The sequence below is a fragment of the Streptomyces sp. NP160 genome (genome assembly GCF_006335115.1).
In the GTDB taxonomy this organism is placed as follows: domain Bacteria; phylum Actinomycetota; class Actinomycetes; order Actinomycetales; family Quadrisphaeraceae; genus Quadrisphaera.
Genome location: NZ_VDMJ01000035.1, coordinates 46,166 through 62,973 on the forward strand (window position 1 = coordinate 46,166; position 16,808 = coordinate 62,973).

Annotated in this window: 13 protein-coding genes; 8 read left to right on the forward strand and 5 right to left on the reverse strand. The window is 68.5% G+C overall.

The genetic code is table 11. The features are described 5' to 3' along the window. Nucleotides 1-167 precede the first annotated feature (167 nt). The 3 genes from FHN55_RS17055 (at nucleotide 168) to FHN55_RS17065 (ending at nucleotide 3,808) form a co-directional block, all read left to right on the forward strand. The gene (locus FHN55_RS17055; protein ID WP_139713532.1) at nucleotides 168-2,012 is read left to right on the forward strand and encodes a hypothetical protein; all 1,845 of its coding nucleotides are present in this window, start codon (nucleotides 168-170) and stop codon (nucleotides 2,010-2,012) included. Next, nucleotides 2,009-3,193, forward strand: coding sequence for a hypothetical protein (locus FHN55_RS17060; RefSeq protein ID WP_139713533.1), 1,185 nt, complete (start codon nucleotides 2,009-2,011; stop codon nucleotides 3,191-3,193). The genes FHN55_RS17055 and FHN55_RS17060 overlap by 4 nt, the downstream gene beginning before the upstream one ends. Before the next feature lie 66 nt (nucleotides 3,194-3,259). Next, nucleotides 3,260-3,808: a hypothetical protein gene (locus tag FHN55_RS17065; RefSeq protein ID WP_139713534.1), complete on the forward strand. Its 549-nt coding sequence runs from the start codon at nucleotides 3,260-3,262 to the stop codon at nucleotides 3,806-3,808. A gap of 175 nt (nucleotides 3,809-3,983) precedes the next feature. On the opposite strand, the gene FHN55_RS17070 is transcribed toward FHN55_RS17065, so the two are convergent. Continuing rightward, nucleotides 3,984-4,355, reverse strand: coding sequence for an Lsr2 family protein (locus FHN55_RS17070; protein ID WP_180357913.1), 372 nt, complete (start codon nucleotides 4,353-4,355; stop codon nucleotides 3,984-3,986). 96 nt (nucleotides 4,356-4,451) lie between these two features. Further along, nucleotides 4,452-5,213, reverse strand: a complete 762-nt coding sequence (locus tag FHN55_RS17075) for a tyrosine-type recombinase/integrase (protein WP_257571093.1) — start codon at nucleotides 5,211-5,213, stop codon at nucleotides 4,452-4,454. Between the two features lie 71 nt (nucleotides 5,214-5,284). On the opposite strand from FHN55_RS17075, the gene miaB reads away from it, so the two are divergent. Then, complete coding sequence (gene miaB, locus FHN55_RS17080) at nucleotides 5,285-6,787, forward strand: tRNA (N6-isopentenyl adenosine(37)-C2)-methylthiotransferase MiaB (RefSeq protein WP_218974769.1); 1,503 nt, start codon at nucleotides 5,285-5,287, stop codon at nucleotides 6,785-6,787. A gap of 25 nt (nucleotides 6,788-6,812) precedes the next feature. On the opposite strand, the gene FHN55_RS17085 is transcribed toward miaB, so the two are convergent. Beyond that, entirely contained in the window at nucleotides 6,813-7,802 is a 990-nt protein-coding gene (locus tag FHN55_RS17085) for an EamA family transporter (protein ID WP_139713537.1), read from the reverse strand. 72 nt (nucleotides 7,803-7,874) lie between these two features. On the opposite strand from FHN55_RS17085, the gene FHN55_RS17090 reads away from it, so the two are divergent. Beyond that, nucleotides 7,875-8,819: a LysR family transcriptional regulator gene (locus tag FHN55_RS17090; RefSeq protein ID WP_139713538.1), complete on the forward strand. Its 945-nt coding sequence runs from the start codon at nucleotides 7,875-7,877 to the stop codon at nucleotides 8,817-8,819. On the opposite strand, the gene FHN55_RS17095 is transcribed toward FHN55_RS17090, so the two are convergent. Beyond that, the gene (locus tag FHN55_RS17095; protein WP_139713539.1) at nucleotides 8,755-10,122 is read right to left on the reverse strand and encodes an APC family permease; all 1,368 of its coding nucleotides are present in this window, start codon (nucleotides 10,120-10,122) and stop codon (nucleotides 8,755-8,757) included. The genes FHN55_RS17090 and FHN55_RS17095 overlap by 65 nt on opposite strands. 15 nt (nucleotides 10,123-10,137) lie before the next feature. Beyond that, nucleotides 10,138-12,414 carry a bifunctional diguanylate cyclase/phosphodiesterase gene (locus FHN55_RS17100; RefSeq protein WP_139713540.1) on the reverse strand — a complete coding sequence of 759 codons (2,277 nt, stop codon included), beginning with the start codon at nucleotides 12,412-12,414 and terminating at the stop codon, nucleotides 10,138-10,140. A gap of 191 nt (nucleotides 12,415-12,605) precedes the next feature. Here FHN55_RS17100 and FHN55_RS17105 point away from each other — a divergent pair, with 191 nt between their 5' ends. The 3 genes from FHN55_RS17105 to FHN55_RS17115 are packed head-to-tail and all read left to right on the forward strand — an operon-like array spanning nucleotide 12,606 to nucleotide 16,767. Further along, nucleotides 12,606-13,469 (forward strand): FAD binding domain-containing protein, encoded by an 864-nt coding sequence (locus tag FHN55_RS17105; protein ID WP_139713541.1) that lies wholly within the window; start codon nucleotides 12,606-12,608, stop codon nucleotides 13,467-13,469. Next, nucleotides 13,466-16,270: a molybdopterin cofactor-binding domain-containing protein gene (locus tag FHN55_RS17110; RefSeq protein ID WP_139713542.1), complete on the forward strand. Its 2,805-nt coding sequence runs from the start codon at nucleotides 13,466-13,468 to the stop codon at nucleotides 16,268-16,270. Before FHN55_RS17105 ends, FHN55_RS17110 begins: the two co-directional genes overlap by 4 nt. Then, nucleotides 16,267-16,767: a nucleoside deaminase gene (locus FHN55_RS17115; protein WP_139713543.1), complete on the forward strand. Its 501-nt coding sequence runs from the start codon at nucleotides 16,267-16,269 to the stop codon at nucleotides 16,765-16,767. The genes FHN55_RS17110 and FHN55_RS17115 overlap by 4 nt, the downstream gene beginning before the upstream one ends. The last annotated feature ends 41 nt before the right edge of the window (nucleotides 16,768-16,808 follow it).

The window sequence follows — 16,808 nt, forward strand, 5'->3', positions numbered from 1 at the left end:
AAGAGCAGTACATCAGAGAACGGTGGAAGTTCTGTTTCGCAACAGGACGACCACTAGAGGAATACGACAACTTGACCGTACTGGAACACAACATAGGAGTGCAGGTATGGAAAGAAATGAACAAGAAAAAGTAAGGGAGGCAAGGTTGGTTGGCAAATACAATTTCAGTGAACGTTGTAGCAGACGTTCAGAACATAAGACGTGGCATTGATGATGTAAACACTCAACTGAGTGGTTTCTCTACTGCTGCAAGCAAAGTAGGAGACACACTCAAGGGCGCTCTTGCCGGTGGTATCGCATTAGCAGCCGGTGGGGGAGTAGCAACATTCTTCAAGGATGCTGTAACAGGTGCATCAGACCTTAATGAGACAGTCGCTAAGACACAACAAATCCTAGGCACTGATGGTGCTAATGCTGTTATGCAGTTCGCTGAGACAGCAGCCACATCACTAGGTCAAAGCAAGCAACAAGCCCTTGATGCCTCAGCCACCTTCGCTACTTTCGGTAAGGCAGCAGGACTGGCCGGGACAGACCTAGCAGCATTCGCTACACAGAACACTCAGTTAGCAACCGACCTTGCTTCCTTCAACAACACCACACCAGAACAAGCCATTGAGGCTCTAGGTGCTGCTTTCCGTGGTGAGGCGGAGCCTATGCGTCAGTACGGTGTCCTCCTTGATGACGCCACATTAAGACAAGAAGCAATGGCCCTAGGTCTGATCAGGACCACTAAGGAAGCATTAACACCACAGCAGAAGGTGCTAGCGGCTCAGTCAGCCATCCTCAAGCAGACCAGTGACGCTCAGGGAGACTTTGAGCGCACCAGTGGGGGACTAGCCAACCAACAGAGAATCCTCGCTGCTGAGTGGGAGAACACCAAGACAGCACTAGGCCAGGGCTTGCTACCGGCCTTGACGGGGTTCGTGTCGTTCCTCAACAGCAGCGGCCTACCGGCTATCAAGTCGTTCGGTTCGTTCCTGGCTGACAACAAGACTCCGATCCTGGCGTTCGGCGCAGCCGTGGGAGCACTGACTCTCATCATGGCCGCACACAGCGCTGTAATGGCCGTACAGGCTGCCGGAGGCATGTTGGCGTGGCTGAGGGCCACCACCCTCGCTAGAACCGCTGTAGCGGCCTACACAGCCGTCCAGTGGCTCTTGAACGCTGCTATGGCTGCCAACCCCATTGGTCTGGTGGTTGTGGCAATCGCGGCGCTAGTTGCAGCGTTCGTTCTGGCGTACAGAAACAGTGAGACTTTCCGTAACATCGTCAACGGTGTATGGAACTGGTTGAAGAGCGCTACATCAGCAACCTTCAATGCTGTAAAGAACTTCATCGTTTCTGCATGGACTTCCATCGTCTCAGTCACTATGAGTGTCTTTAATTCGATCAAGTCGTTCATCGCTAGCGCTATCGTCAACGTTCTCACAACTGTGGCGAGAGTCATCGAAATCAAGAACCGCTTCCAAGACGCCTTCCAGCAGGCAAATGCAATCATCGTCAGCAAAATCGCACAAATCATCGGTGTTGTCCGTGAAATCCCAGGAAGAATCGTCTCAGCAATGGGTGACCTAGGTGGACGCTTGCGTTCAGCCGGTGGTCAATTGATCCAAGGATTCATCGGAGGTATCCAAGACAAAGTAGGTGCAGCCGTATCAGCAGTGAAGAACGCTGTAGGAAACGTTGTCTCAGGTGCTAAGTCTGCTCTTGGTATTCGTTCACCTTCCAGAGTCTTTAAGACCATCGGTAAGTACACCGTTCAAGGTCTAGAGCAAGGGCTCAATCAGGTTGGTGGATTGAGAAAGGCTGCCGCCAACATGGCTAATGTTGTCAGTGGTGGCTTTGAGCCTAAGTTGTCATTGTCTGGTGCAGGCTTTGATGGGTCAGGCTCTATGCGTGGGGGTAACACCTACAACCTCTCATTTGAGGGAGTTGTCGCCGGTGACCCTATGGAGTACGCCCGCTTCACCAGAGGCGCATTAGAAGAGTTTGAGAGAGCAAACGGTCGATGATTACAACAAACCAACTGAAAATCCAGGTGTCCCTAGTCGATACCGCCTACTTCGTTCTAGGTGAGTCTCGACTAGGACAGGGAAGACTTGGTAATTATGAGTCAGGTACTAACAAGTATTTCGTCCTAGGTCAGTCACGCCTTAATCAAGGCATCCTGTCGCCTAGTGGTGGCTATGACGCCAACAGCCAATGGGTAGACCTAGCAAGTGATGCCACAAGCCTTAATGCACACAGAGGCGCAAAGCGTGGTAATCAGCCGGGTGAAGAGTTAGAAGTAGGAACAATGGCGGTATCACTTATTGGTCCTAACTATGACCCCGCTATCAACAACTACATTCACCGTGGAGTACCTATCAGAGTGCTCTTGCAAAACAGTGTGGTCTTCGTGGGCAACATTTGGACTGCTCAGTCGTCATACGATTGGAGCGGTAGACCAAGAGTAACCATTAATGCTGTGGACGTAGTGAACAAGTTGAGCCAAACCCGTAAGAGTAACTTGTTACAACAAGGTTTTGGTCCACGAGTCGATGACTTGCTTGCTTCTCTAGGTATTCAATACGCCGTGACAGGAAGCGCAAAGCAATTAGGAGACTACGCCAAAGAGGACAGCGTTCTTAATCACTTACAGCGAGCATTGAACACTGACGGTGGCTACATGTTCGTCAACCGTGCCGGTAATTTACAGGTACGCGGGGGCAACTTTGATACGACAAAGACATTGCCAGTGTCCCTTGACCTCACAGACGGATCATTCTTAATGCCGTTAGAAGTGGGGTATGACTCTCAAGCCCTCTTCAACAGCATCATTTTCAAGAACACCATTGGGTCCACAGAAACAACCATTGGTCCGTACCAGAACGGAGCAAGCATCGGACGTAATGGATTAGCAGAAGCAGACGTGGAGACAAACTTCCGTTTCACTGCTGATGCACAAGCGGCGGCACAAGCAATGGCTGATAAGTACGCTATCGCCTTACCAGAGGTTAAGTCGGTAAGCATTGACTGCACGAAGCAACTGAGCAAAGCACTGATCGACCTGTATCAAGTTATCAGGATCAGTTACTACAACCAGTCATTCTCTCTTGTTGGTGAGTACCAAATCATCAGCATCGACCACAAGGTCACACCTCAGAAGTGGAGAACAACACTCCAACTCATACCTTACATAAGGGGAAACTAAGGAGAAACAACTATGGCAATAATTAGAAAGACCTTCGCTGACAACTCAATCCTGACAGCCAGTGACGTGAACACCTACCTTATGAATCAGGCAGTTGTTGTGTTCACCTCTTCTGAGTCAGAACTCAATTCACTACCCGCTGAAACCAAGGTAGCGTGGTACAACGGCAACCTGTATGGCCGTAACTCGGCAGGAAACTGGGCAGTCATTGGATTTGATCCTTTTGATGCCAACGTTCCACGAGGAGGAGTTTCAGCCGGTGCTTCCAATGGTCTAGCACCCGGTACCTACACCGTAGGTAACTTCTCATCCTCTGGACTCAATGGTGGCTTGTCTGCGACCTCAGACAGAATCACTGTCCCTGTTGCTGGTATTTACACCGTCCAGGGTCTGTGCACCATGCAGTCAGGATCAGCACACACATCGTTCGTCAGCATTGCAGGATCAGCATTCCTTGACGGCACACAGCAAGCATCACCTGCCGGTGGAACTGTTCGTAACTTGGTGACTGGTTCTCTTGCGCTTGCAGCAGGTGCCTACTTGCAAATGGTTGTGAACAACAATGCGACTCACAACTTCGTCAGCGCCAGCATGACAGTTCGCCGCATTGCATAAAGACTTGACGCATTAAGCGTTGAGGAAGAGAGGTGCCTTTGTGATTGCATGGTTTGTTCTATGCTTTTTAACGGGTGTCCTCATCGGTTGGTCCTACACAGACTAACCTTGCTACACCCCTCCTAATAAACAGCAAGCCCCCTAGCGTTTTGCTAGGGGGCTTGTCTGTACTAAGTCAGTGGGCAGCGTCGTAAGCGTCCACGATTTCGGCCTTGATGCGCCCACGGTCACCCACGGTGTAGCCGTTGGCGTTGGCCCACTCCCTGATGGAGTTCAGACGCTCCTTGTCGGCGCTAGGACGGCCCGTGGTGCGACGGGGACCAGACACAGAGCGCGGGGGAGCGGGAGCGTCCTCAACCTCCGTAGCGACGTTCACGAAGCGCTTGAGGGCATCCTCCAACTTCCCGTAGTTCTCAGTGGTGAGGTCCACGGTGTAGCGCTTCTGGTTGTTGGACGGGCCGTAGGAGAAGTGCCACGTAAGAACGGGGTTCTCCTCGGTGCCCTCTTCGTTGGTCAGGTCATCAGTGAGAACGATGCGACGAGCCATAACAGGATGCTCCTTATGACAGGGACAGGTACAGGGAAAGTATCGGCACGAACGGTGTGACTCTTCAATACACCATCCTGACTTGCCGCTCATACACTAACGCTCAAACAAGTCTTTGACAACATCGTCAATGTCATTCTTGGAGACTTGTGCGTAGAAGTTAAGGGTGGTCTTCAAGTCACTGTGCCTCATTTGCCTTCTAGCAATTTCAGGGTTGATGCGCCGGTTCACCATCATAGTTGCATACCAATGCCTCAACATGTGCGGGGAGAGGTGGATACCTGTCTTCACACCATACCGCCTGAAAGACTCTCTAATTTGACCACTCGTGACAGTGCGCTCTTCCATCACTTTAATACGGTCTGCTAGCCAATTAGGAATGATGACTTCACCGGTTGTCTTTGCTTGAGTAAGAGTGCCATTGTCATACCGCTGTGCGGACACCTTGAGCACATTACCCTTCACGTCTTTACGAGTGATAGCACATGCCTCACCACTTCTTAACCCTGCATACATCATCATCAATCCATACAGTTCATAAGGGCACAGAGCAAGAGTGAAACGTAGTGTCTCTTCTGAGGGAAGGTCATAGACTCTAGCCGTAGCCTTTGGAATGCGAAACTGCTTAATCCAGTCAATGTCAGAGAACAATGACCTTAGAGCAATGATGTGCTTCCTTCTAGAATTAGGATTGGTCACAGACAGCAGAGTTCGGTGTAGTAACTGTGGTGTGAAATCATTCATGGACACGTCTTCAAGCCCTAGGTACTTGATAGTCTCTAGGTAGGACTCAACGGTTGACTGCCGCAGTAGCCGCGAATTGAGAACGGCTGTGGCATAAGAGAGAACGGTGTCCACGATTCCTCCGGTATGCTGTGCGGGTGGAGGAAAACCCACGCACCTATAGCGTGAAGACCTACGGGTGCCAGATGAACGCGCACGACTCCGAGCGCCTGGCCGGGCTGCTCGAGGACGCCGGGTACTCCCGCGCCGACGACGAGGCGGGGCGCTCGGGCGAGGCCGACGTCGTCGTCCTCAACACCTGCGCGGTGCGGGAGAACGCCGACAACCGGCTCTACGGCAACCTCGGGCACCTCGCCAGCGTCAAGGCGCGCCGGCCCGGCATGCAGATCGCCGTCGGCGGGTGCCTGGCCCAGAAGGACCGCGACGTGATCCTGGCGAAGGCGCCGTGGGTGGACGTCGTCTTCGGCACCCACAACACCCACGCCCTGCCCGCGCTGCTGGAGCGCTCCCGCGTGCAGGCGGAGGCGCAGGTGGAGGTGCTGGAGGAGCTGGAGGTCTTCCCCTCCACGCTGCCGCAGGCCCGTGAGTCCGCCGCCAGCGCGTGGGTGTCCATCAGCGTGGGGTGCAACAACACCTGCACGTTCTGCATCGTGCCGGCGCTGCGCGGCAAGGAGAAGGACCGCCGCCCCGGCGACGTGCTCGCCGAGGTGGAGGCGCTGGTGGCCGACGGCGTGGTCGAGGTGACGCTGCTCGGGCAGAACGTCAACTCCTACGGCACCGGCCTCGGCGGCTTCGGCGAGGGGCTCGAGCGGGGGCGCGGCAACAGCGCGTTCGCCGACCTGCTCCGGGCGGTCGGCCGGGTCGACGGCATCGAGCGGGTGCGCTTCACCAGCCCCCACCCGGCGATGTTCACCGACGACGTCATCACCGCCATGGCCGAGACGCCGACCGTGATGCCCCAGCTGCACATGCCGCTGCAGTCCGGGTCGGACCGGGTGCTGCGCGCGATGCGCCGCTCCTACCGGTCGGAGAGGTTCCTCGGGATCCTTGATCGCGTGCGGGCGCAGATCCCCGACGCGGCCATCAGCACCGACGTCATCGTCGGCTTCCCCGGGGAGACCGAGGAGGACTTCGCCGAGACGCTGCGGGTGGTCGAGGCGAGCCGCTTCGCCAGCGCGTTCACGTTCCAGTACTCCCAGCGGCCCGGCACGCCGGCCGCCACGATGCCCGACCAGCTGCCCAAGGCCGTGGTGCAGGAGCGCTACGAGCGGCTCATCGCCCTCCAGGAGCGGATCTCGGAGTCCGAGGCGGCGCTCCAGGTGGGCCGTGAGGTCGAGGTGCTCGTCGCCGAGGCGAAGGGCAAGAAGGACGGCGCCAGCCAGCGCGTCTCGGGCCGCGCCCGGGACAACCGGCTCGTGCACGTGGGCCTGCCCGACGGGCTCGCCGAGGCGGACCGGCCCCGTCCCGGTGACGCGGTGACCGTCCGGGTCACGCAGTCGGCGCCGCACCACCTCGTCGCCGACGTGCCGGCGGGGACGCCGCTGGCCGTGAGGCGCACGCGCGGCGGTGACGCGTACGACCGCCGCCAGCTCGCCTCCTGCGGCGTGCCCGCCCAGGGCAGCGGCGCCAGCACCGGTGGCCGCACGGTGGGGCTGGGCCTGCCCACCCTCCGCGTTCCCGTCGCCTGACCCCGCTCCTCCTCCGCCGCGACGATCAAGGACGTCGCGTGCGGGAAGCGAGCTCGACGTCCCTGACCGTCGAGGGGGAGGGGGCGGTCGGCGCCACGGCGCGACCCCGGGACCGGGAGGCACCGAGCAGCACCCCGCCCACGACCACGGCGCCGAGCGCCACCTCGCGCCACGGCGTCGCCTCGCCCAGCAGCACGTGCGCGGCGAGCATGCCCACCACCGGCACGAGCATCGAGAACGGCGCCACCGAGCTGGAGGGGTGGCGGGCCATGAGCGCCGACCACACCACCTGGCCGACCAGCGTGGCGACGAGCACCGTGAACGCCAGCCCGGCGACGGCGAGCAGCCCGGTCGGCGAGCCGAGCCCCGTGAAGGCGTCGCCGGTCCGCGACGGCCCCTCGAGGACCAGCGACGCCAGCGCCAGCGGCAGCGGCGGCACCACCGAGACCCACAGCACCAGCCGCAGCGACTCCGTGGCCGACGGCGGCTGCCCGAGCGCCACCCGGTCCCGCCAGGCCAGCCGGGAGCCGAGGTTGCCGAACGCCCACCCCAGCCCGCCGAGCAGGGTGAGCAGCACGGGCAGCAGGGTCGCCGCCCCTCCGAGCTCGGCCCGGGAGGCGGCGATGCCGCCCAGCCCCGCCACCGCGACGACGACGCCCGCCACCTGCCGGCCGGACAGGCGCTCGCGCAGCAGCACCCCGGCCAGCACCACGGTGAAGGGCGCCGACGACTGCAGCACGAGCGAGGCGAGCCCGGCCGGCATCCCGACCGCCATGGCCGTGTAGAGGAAGACGAACTGCGCCACCCCGAAGCCCGCGCCGTAGGCGAGCAGCCACCGAACGGGCACGCCGCGGGGGCGCGGCACGAAGAGCACCACCGGCACCGCGATGACGGCGAAGCGGAGGGCGGCGCACGCCAGCGGCGGGAACTGCTCCAGCGAGAGGTGGATGGCCACGAAGTTGAGGCCCCACGTCACGGCGACGAGCAGGGCGAGGAGGCGGGCGGAGAGCGGCACCCGTCCACCGTGGCGGTGACACCACTGTGAAGTCCATCGACATCTGGCACACCGGGCGTGCAGTCTGACTGCATGGACGTGCGGGCGCTGGAAGCGCTGAGGGCGGTGAGGTCGCAGGGCGGCGTGACGCGTGCCGCGGCCGTCCTCCACCTCACCCCGTCAGCGGTCTCGCAGCACCTGGCCTCGCTGACCCGGCAGGCGGGCGTGCCGCTCACCGAGCGCGCGGGCCGGGGCCTGCGGCTCACCGCGGCGGGCCTGGCGCTCGCCGGGGCCGCCGACGACGTGGCGGTGGCCCTCGAGCGGGCCCGGACCGCCGTGCGCGACGCGCAGGAGGCCTCCACCGGCTCCGTGAGCGTCTCGGCGTTCTCCTCCGGTGCCGAGCTGCTGCTGCCCGGCCTGCTCACGCGGCTGGCCGGCAGCGGCGTGGAGGTGGAGTGCACCGACGAGGACGTGCCGCTGGACGACTTCGCGCCGCTGACCGACCGGATCGACGTGGTGATCGCACACCGGCCCGAGGGGGAGCGCGCCTGGGTGGGCAGCCCCGGCGTGCGCGTGGTGCCGCTGCTGCGCGAGCCCCTCGACGTCGCCGTCCCCGTGGGCGACCCGCTGGTGGCCGTCGCGGCGGAGCACGGGGGAGTGCGTCCCGCCGACCTGGCCGGCCAGCGCTGGATCGCCGTCAAGGAGGGCTTCCCCGTGGCGGAGGTGCTGCGGACCGTCAGGGGAGCGGGACCCGAGGGCGGGCAGCCGTCGCGCGTGGTCTCGCGCATCAACGACTTCCACGTGGTGCTGGAGCTGGTGGCGGCCCGCCACGGCGCCTCCCTGCTGCCGCGCTACACCTGCGGGCGCCACCCCGGCGTCCGGCTGCTCCCGCTGCTGGGGGTGCGCGCCGGACGGCAGGTGGACGCGCTGGTGCGCGCCGACACCGCCGAGCGCCCCGTGGTGCGCCGCGTGCTCACCGAGCTGACGGCGCTGGCGGCCGAGCTGGCCGGTGGGGCTGGCGGCGCTGGCGGCGCCTGAGCGAGGTCGAGAGCACGCCCAGCAGCACCCCCACGGCCAGGAGCACACCGCCCCGCAGCCACACCCCGGCCTCCACCTGGGTGGCGAGCAGCACGCACGACGCGATGCCCAGCACCGGCAGGACCGTGGGCGTGGTGAAGTGGTCGTCCTCGCGCTCGCCCGGCCCCTCCCGCCGCAGCACGAGCACGGCGGCGTTCACCGCGGTGAAGACGACCAGCAGCAGCAGCACCAGCGTGGCGGCGAGGTCGGCCACGGTGCCGGTGAGCGCCAGCAGCAGCGAGGCCGCCGTGGTGACGACGATGGCGACCCACGGGGTGCGCCGGTTCGGGAGGACCCGCGCGAGGGCGGCGGGCAGCGCGCCGTCACGGGCCAAGCCGTAGGCGAGCCGCGAGCTCATGATCCCCGTGAGGAGCGCCCCGTTGGCGACCGCCACCAGCGCGATCGCGGCGAAGACCACCAGCGGCACGACGCCCGCCTCGCGCACCACCTCCAGCAGCGGCCCGGACGAGCCGGCGAGCACGTCGGTGGGGACCACGAGGCTCGCCACCACCCCCACGGCCAGGTAGACCAGCCCGGCCACCGCGAGCGCGCCGAACAGGGCGCGCGGGTAGGAGCGCCGCGGGTCGCGCACCTCCTCGGCCACGTTGACCGACGTCTCGAACCCCACGAAGGAGTAGAAGGCCAGCACCGTGCCGGCGAGGACCGCGGCGGCCGGGCCGTGCTCGGCGGTCCCCAGCGCGGTCAGCCGCGCGGCGTCGCCGCCGTCGCGCAGGAGCACCACCACCCCGAGGACGACGACCAGCACGAGCCCGCCCACCTCGACGCACGTCATGACGACGTTGGCGCGCAGGGAGTCGCGGATGCCGCGGGCGTTCAGGGCCGCCAGGGCCAGCAGGAAGACGACGGCGACGAGCCACACCGGCAGGTCCACGAAGGCGGCGAGGTAGTCGCCGCCGAACGCCAGGGCCAGCGCCCCCACCGACACCACGCCGGAGGCGAGCATGCAGAAGCCCACGACGAAGCCGACCAGCGGGCCGAACGCGCGGGTGGTGTACACGGCGGCACCCCCGGCGCGGGGGTGCTTGGTGGCCAGCTCGGCGTACGAGGAGGCGGTGAGCAGCGCCAGGCAGAGCGCCACGACGAGCGGCACCCACACCGCACCCCCGGCGGCCCCGGCGACCTCGCCGACCAGCACGTACACGCCTGCGCCGAGCACGTCGCCCAGGATGAACAGGAACAGCAGCGGCCCGGTGACGGTGCGCCGCAGCTGGCTGTCGTTCGCGGACGTCGCTCGGCTGGACATGCGTCCAGCCTCGGGTCAGGCCCGAGTGATCGCCCCCCGGGAGCGCTGGTGGAGCCAGCTGGTCAGCTCGGAGGCCGGCAGCGGGCGGCTGTGCCAGTACCCCTGGGTGACGTCGCAGCCGATGGCCGTGATGGCCTGGAGCGTGGCGTCGTCCTCCACGCCCTCGGCCACCAGGCGCATGCCGAGGTCGTGGGCGAGGTCGATGGTGGCGCGCACGATGGTGGCCGTCCGCTGGTCCTCCAGGAGGCGGCGCGTGAACGCCCGGTCCAGCTTCAGCTCGCGCGCGGGCAGGTGGTTCAGGTGGGCCAGGGAGGAGTAGCCGGTGCCGTAGTCGTCGATGGACAGCTCGATCCCGCGCTCCACCAGCTGCGCCGCGACCTCCAGGCCGTGGGCGGCGTCGCTGACCAGGCCGGTCTCGGTCACCTCCAGCACCAGCGCTTCCGCGGGCACCAGGCGGGAGTCGAGCACGTCGTCGACGACGTCGAGCAGGCGCGGCCAGTCCAGGCAGCTCGCCGACAGGTTCACCGCCACCCGCAGGTCGTGGCCCTGCGCGCGCCACGCCGCGGCCTCGGCCACCGCCTGGCGCAGCACCCGCTCGGTGAGCTCGGGCAGCAGCCCGTGCTCCTCGGCCAGGTCGATGAAGGCGACGGGCTGCAGGAGCCCCAGCTCGGGGTGCTCCCAGCGCACCAGCGCCTCCACGCCGCTGACGGTGCCGTCGGCGTCGAGCTGCGGCTGGTAGTGCGCCACGACGCGTCCCGCCGTCGTCTGCGACGCCGGGGCGCCGAGCAGCGCGCGCAGGTCGTCCAGGAGTCGCTCGCGGTGCCGCGCGCCGGCGTCGAGGGCCTCGTCGAACCGCTCCAGGCCCCCGCCGGAGCGCTTGGCCTGCTGCATCGCGACGTCAGCGCGCCGGAGCACCTCCTCCGCGGAGTGCCCCGGCTCGCGGGTCGCGAGGCCGGCGCTCGCCGCGACGCGCACCAGGCGGTCCCCCACGACGACCGGGAGGGTCACGGCGGCCAGCGCCCGTCCGGCGGTCTCCGCCGCGCGGGGGGCGTCGGCGCCCAGGAGCAGCAGGGCGAACTCGTCGGCCCCCAGGCGCGCCACCACCCGCGGGCCGCTGCTGGCGCGGCGGAGCCGGTCGGCCACCACCCGCAGCACCTCGTCGCCCACGGCCTGGCCGCAGCGGTCGTTCACCTCCTTGAAGCCGTCGAGGTCGAGCAGCAGCAGCGCCCCCCCGCCGGGGTGGTCGAGGGCCTCGCGCAGGCCCCGGCGGCTCTGCAGGCCGGTCAGCGGGTCGGTGACCGCCAGCCGGCGCTCGTCCACGAGCTGGGCCACCTCACCGGTCAGGACCGTCATCCGGACGCCGCCGAGCAGGAGCACCCCCACGGCCAGGAGCCAGGCCGAGTCCGGCAGCGCCGGGAGCCAGGCCACGTGGTCGACGGCGAGGAGCACGCAGGCGGTGGAGAGCACGGTCGCCATGACCACGCGGACGCCGCGCAGGGGCGGCGCGACGTCGGCGCGCGGCCCGGGCGGGCTGAGCGCCGCCACGGCGAAGAGGCCGACGGCGACCATGCGCCCGGCCCCCACCACGCCCAGCGCCAGCGGGGAGGCGGACAGGCCGCCGGTGAGGAGCAGCAGGCCGGTCACCTCGGCGAGCAGGAAGGTGGTGGCCGCGGCGCCGAGCAGCTCCAGGCGCGCGTCCCGGCTGCGCCCGCGGACCGCGACGGCCGACCAGGCCATGAGCGCCATGGTCACGACGAGGGCGAGCCGGCCCACGAGCGCCAGCCCACCGACCGCCCCGATGCCGTTCGCCGCCAGCCAGGGGCCGAGCGCGAAGGCCACCACCGCGGAGACCACGCAGCCCCCGAGCAGCAGGTCCAGCCACCCACCCCGGGGGATGCCGTGGGTGGTGGACAGCACCAGGGCGTGCAGCCCCACCAGCACGAGCACGTGGCCGGCCAGGACGGTCAGCGCGAGCCACGGCAGGCGCGCGTAGGCGTCAGCCGGCAGCACCGGGCCGCCCGTGCCGAGCTGCGCCGCCGCTGCTGTGCGCAGCACCACCGCCAGGACCAGGCCGGCGGAGACCACCAGCCACGGCATCCGGCCGTCCTGGCGGCGCACCAGCGCCAGCACGGCGAGCGCCAGCACCGCCACGCCGGTGGGCAGCAGCGACAGGGCGCCCGCCCAGGCGGACGTCCACGGCGCCGCCGCCAGCGCCGCGTAGGCGACGACGGCGCCCGCGGTGGCCGCGCAGACCACCGTGCGCGCCGCCACCCGCCGCTGCCGGAGGAGCACCGTCGCTCCCCGACCGGCCCCTCGCCCAGCACCCCGAACGCTCACGGGACTCCCGTCCTCGGCGGCCCACGGGCCACCGCGTCGCATCTCGACCCCTGCACGGGCCCATCGACAGGCTGTTGATCTTCCTTGAGCGGCGATCGGCCGGTCGGGCACCCGCGGGCCGCCCGGGTCGCCTACCGTGCCGGGCGATGGACCTCCACGGCGTCACCGCCCTCGAACCCGCCGGGCGCGTGCTCGACGGCGCTGTCCCGCCGCTGGCGGGCGACGTCTGGCTCGCCGGCGGGACCTGGCTGTTCTCCGAGCCGCAGCCGGGAGCCCGCCGACTGCTCGACCTCGGCGGTCTCGGCTGGGAGCCGGTGGTCCTCGACGACGACGGCGACCTGCGCGTGGCCGCCACCTGCACGGTGCAGCAGCTCACCGCGTGGACCGGGGCCCCGCCGCTGGTCGCGCAGTGCGCCGACGCCTTCCTGGCCGGGTGGAAGGTGCAGGGGGTGGCCACCGTCGGGGGCAACCTCGTCACCGCCCTGCCCGCGGCCCCGATGGTCTCGCTGCTCGCCGCCCTGGACGGCGTCGCCGAGCTGTGGACGCCGCCCGCGGCGCCAGGGGCGGAGCCGGCCCGGCGCCACCTGCCCGTCGCCGAGCTCGTCACCGGGGACCGCACCACGGCGCTGGCACCGGGAGAGCTGGTCCGCGAGGTCGTCGTCCCCCGCGCCCACCTGGCGGCCCGGACCGCGTTCCGCAGGGCGACCCTCACGCCGCTGGGACGCTCCGCCAGCCTCGTGGTGGGCCGCCTCGACGCCCCCGAGCACGGCGGGCAGCTGGTGGTGACCGTGACCGCGGCGACCCGGGCGCCGCTGCAGCTGCGCTGGCCCTCCCCGTCGTCGCTGGCGGAGCAGGGCGGACCGGACGCGGCGGCGGCCGCGGTCGACGCCGCGGTCGACGGCTCCCAGCCGCGGCGGACCTGGCACGACGACGTGCACGGCCACCCCGCGTGGCGGCGCGCGATGGCGCTGGCGCAGGTCCGCGAGGTCGTGCGGGAGCTGCTGGCGTGAGCGCGGTGGTCAACGGCCGCAGCGACGAGCGCGAGCCCCGTCCCGGGCAGTGCCTGCGCACCTGGCTGCGCGAGGGGGGCTGGAGCGGGGTCAAGAAGGGCTGCGACGCCGGCGACTGCGGCGCGTGCACCGTCCACGTGGACGGGCGCGCCGTGCACTCGTGCCTGTACCCCGCGGTGCGCGCGCAGGGCCGCGAGGTGACGACGGTCGAGGGGCTGCGCCACCCCTGCCAGCAGGCCTTCCTCGACGCGCAGGGCTTCCAGTGCGGCTTCTGCACCGCCGGGATGCTCATGACCACCGCCGCCCTGGAGCCCCACCAGCACGACGACCTCGAGCGCGCCTTCAAGGGCAACCTGTGCCGCTGCACCGGCTACCGCTCCATCCGCGACGCGGTCGCCGGCCGGACCACCGTGGAGCGCGCCCCCGCTGCCGGCGCCGCCGTCGGGACCAGCACGCCCGCACCGGCCGGCCCCGCCGTCGTCACCGGCGCCGCCCGCTTCACCCTCGACGAGCCACCGCCGCCGGGCCTGCTGCACCTCGCGGTGCTGCGCTCGCCGCACGCCCACGCCCGGGTGCTCGGCGTCGACGCCGCGCCCGCGCTCGCGGTGCCCGGCGTCGTGCGCGTCATCACCGCCGACGACGTCGACGGCGACGGCGCCGTCGTGCGCCCCGTCCTGCACTCCTCCGCGCGCCACCACCGCTCCAGCGACGACCCCGACGACACCCTCGTGCTCGACCGGGTGCTCCGGTTCGCCGGGCAGCGCGTGGCCGCCGTGGTGGCCGAGACGGTGGCGGCGGCCGAGGCGGGGGTCGCGGCGCTGGCCGGCGGCGTGGAGTACGAGGTGCTGCCGGCCGTCTTCGACCCCGAGGAGGCGATGCACCCCGCGCGCACCGGGGCGCCGGTGCTCCACGGCGACAAGGACCCGGCGCTGACGCGCGTCGCCCGCCCGGCCGACAACGTGGTGGCCGAGGTGCACGGGCACCTGGGCGACGTCGAGGCCGGCTTCGCGGCCGCCGCGGCCGCCGGGGGCGCCGTGGTGGAGGGCACCTGGCGCAGCCAGCGCCTCGCGCACGCGGCGCTGGAGACCCACGCCGCCCGCGGGTGGCTCGAGGGCTCGCTGGAGGGGGGTGGCCGGCTCGTCGTCCGCTCCTCCACGCAGACGCCGTTCCTCACGCGGGACGCGCTCGCGGTGGTGCTGGGCCTGCCCCGCGAGCAGGTCCGCGTGGTCGCCGGGCGGGTGGGCGGCGGCTTCGGCGGGAAGCAGGAGATGCTCACCGAGGACCTCGTCGGCCTGGCCGTGCTGCTCACCGGCCGCCCCGTGCAGTGGGAGCTGACGCGCGCCGAGCAGTTCTCCGCCACCACCACGCGGCACCCCATGGCCGTGACCGCGCAGCTGGGGGCGCTGCCCGACGGCACGCTCACCGCGATGTCGGTGCGCGTGGTGTCGAACACGGGCGCGTACGGCAACCACGCCCCGGGCGTCCTCTTCCACGGGTGCGGGGAGTCCCTCGGGGTGTACCGCTGCGCCAACAAGCGCGTGGACGGGTGGGCGGTCTACACCAACACCGTCCCGTCCGGGGCCTTCCGGGGGTACGGCCTGTCGCAGCTGGTCTTCGCGGTCGAGTCCGCGATGGACGAGCTGGCCCGCGCGCTCGGGATCGACCCCTACGACCTGCGGCGCCGCAACGCCGTCGTGCCCGGCGACCCCATGACCTCCACCACGGACGAGGACGACGACGTCGTCTACGGCAGCTACGGCCTCGACCAGCTGCTCGACCGCGTCCAGGCGCACGTCGCCGCCCAGCGCGCGGCCGTGCGGGCGCAGGCGCCGGACGGGTGGCCGGTGGGGGAGGGCATGGCCATCTCCATGATCGACACGGTGCCGCCGCGCGGCCACCACGCCGACGCCGCGGTCGCGCTGGTCCTCGACGACGACGGCGTCGCGACCTACGAGGTCCGCGTGGGCACGGCCGAGTTCGGCAACGGCACCACCACCGTGCACGCCCAGCTCGCCGCCACCGCGCTGTGGACGACGCCGGACCGGGTCCGGGTCCGCCAGTCCGACACCGACGTCGTCCCCCACGACACCGGCGCCTTCGGGTCCACCGGCACCGTGGTGGCCGGCCGCGCCGTGCACGCCGCGGCCGGTGAGCTCGGGCGCCTGCTCGTCGCCCGCGCGGCGGCCGGGGCGGGCGCGCCGCCGGAGGCGTGCCGGCTTGACGGCGACGTCGTCGTCGTCGCCGGAGCCCGCGTGCCGCTGGCCGACCTGGCGGCCCAGGCGGCGGGGGAGGGCACCGAGCTGGTGGGGACCGGGCAGTGGTCCGGGACCCCGCGGTCGGTGGCGTTCGACGTCCAGGCGTTCACCGTCGCCTGCGACCCCGCCACCGGCGAGGTGCGGATCCTCGCGTCGGTGCACGGCGCCGACGCCGGTGTGGTGGTCAACCCCGAGCAGTGCCGGGGCCAGGTGGAGGGCGGCGTCGCCCAGGCCATCGGCGCGGCGCTGTACGAGGAGGTGCGCCTCGACGACGGCCCCGGCGGGTCGGGGGCCGTGAGCAACCCCGCCTTCCGGACCTACCACCTGCCCACCTGGGCGGACGTCCCGACGACGGAGGTGCTCTTCGCGGACACCTCCGACACCGTCGGGCCGGTGGGCGCCAAGTCGATGAGCGAGAGCCCGTACAACCCGGTCGCGCCGGCGCTGGCCAACGCGGTGCGCGACGCCACGGGGGTGAGGTTCCACCGGCTGCCGATGGCGCGCGACGCGGTCTGGCTGGCCTGGCGATCGGAGGAGACGGCATGAGCTCGCTGGAGCTGGAGTGGCTGGGACGGGCGATCGACCTGGCCCGCGAGAACGTCGACGGCGGGGGCGGGCCGTTCGGCGCCGTGGTCGTCCGGGTCGCCGAGGACGGCGGCGGCGAGGTCATCGCCACCGGGACCAACCTCGTCACGCCGACGCTGGACCCCACCGCGCACGCCGAGGTGGTGGCCATCCGCAACGCCTGCGCCGCCGTCGGCGACTTCCGCCTGCCCGGGTGCGTGCTGGTGTCCTCGTGCGAGCCGTGCCCGCTGTGCCTGGCGGCCTCGCTGTGGGCGCGCGTCGACGGTGTCGTGTACGCCGCCGACCGCGACGACGCCGCGCTCGCGGGCTTCGACGACCGCGCCTTCTACGAGCTGTTCGCCGCGCCGCGGGAGCGCTGGCCCGAGATGGGGTCCATCAGCGTGGCGCACCTCGCCCACGACGACCGGCTGGCCCCGTTCACGGCGTGGGGCGCCCGCGCCGACCGCGTCGACTACTGAACCCGCCTGCGGACCTGGCGGTGCTCGGATCAGTCCCCGCC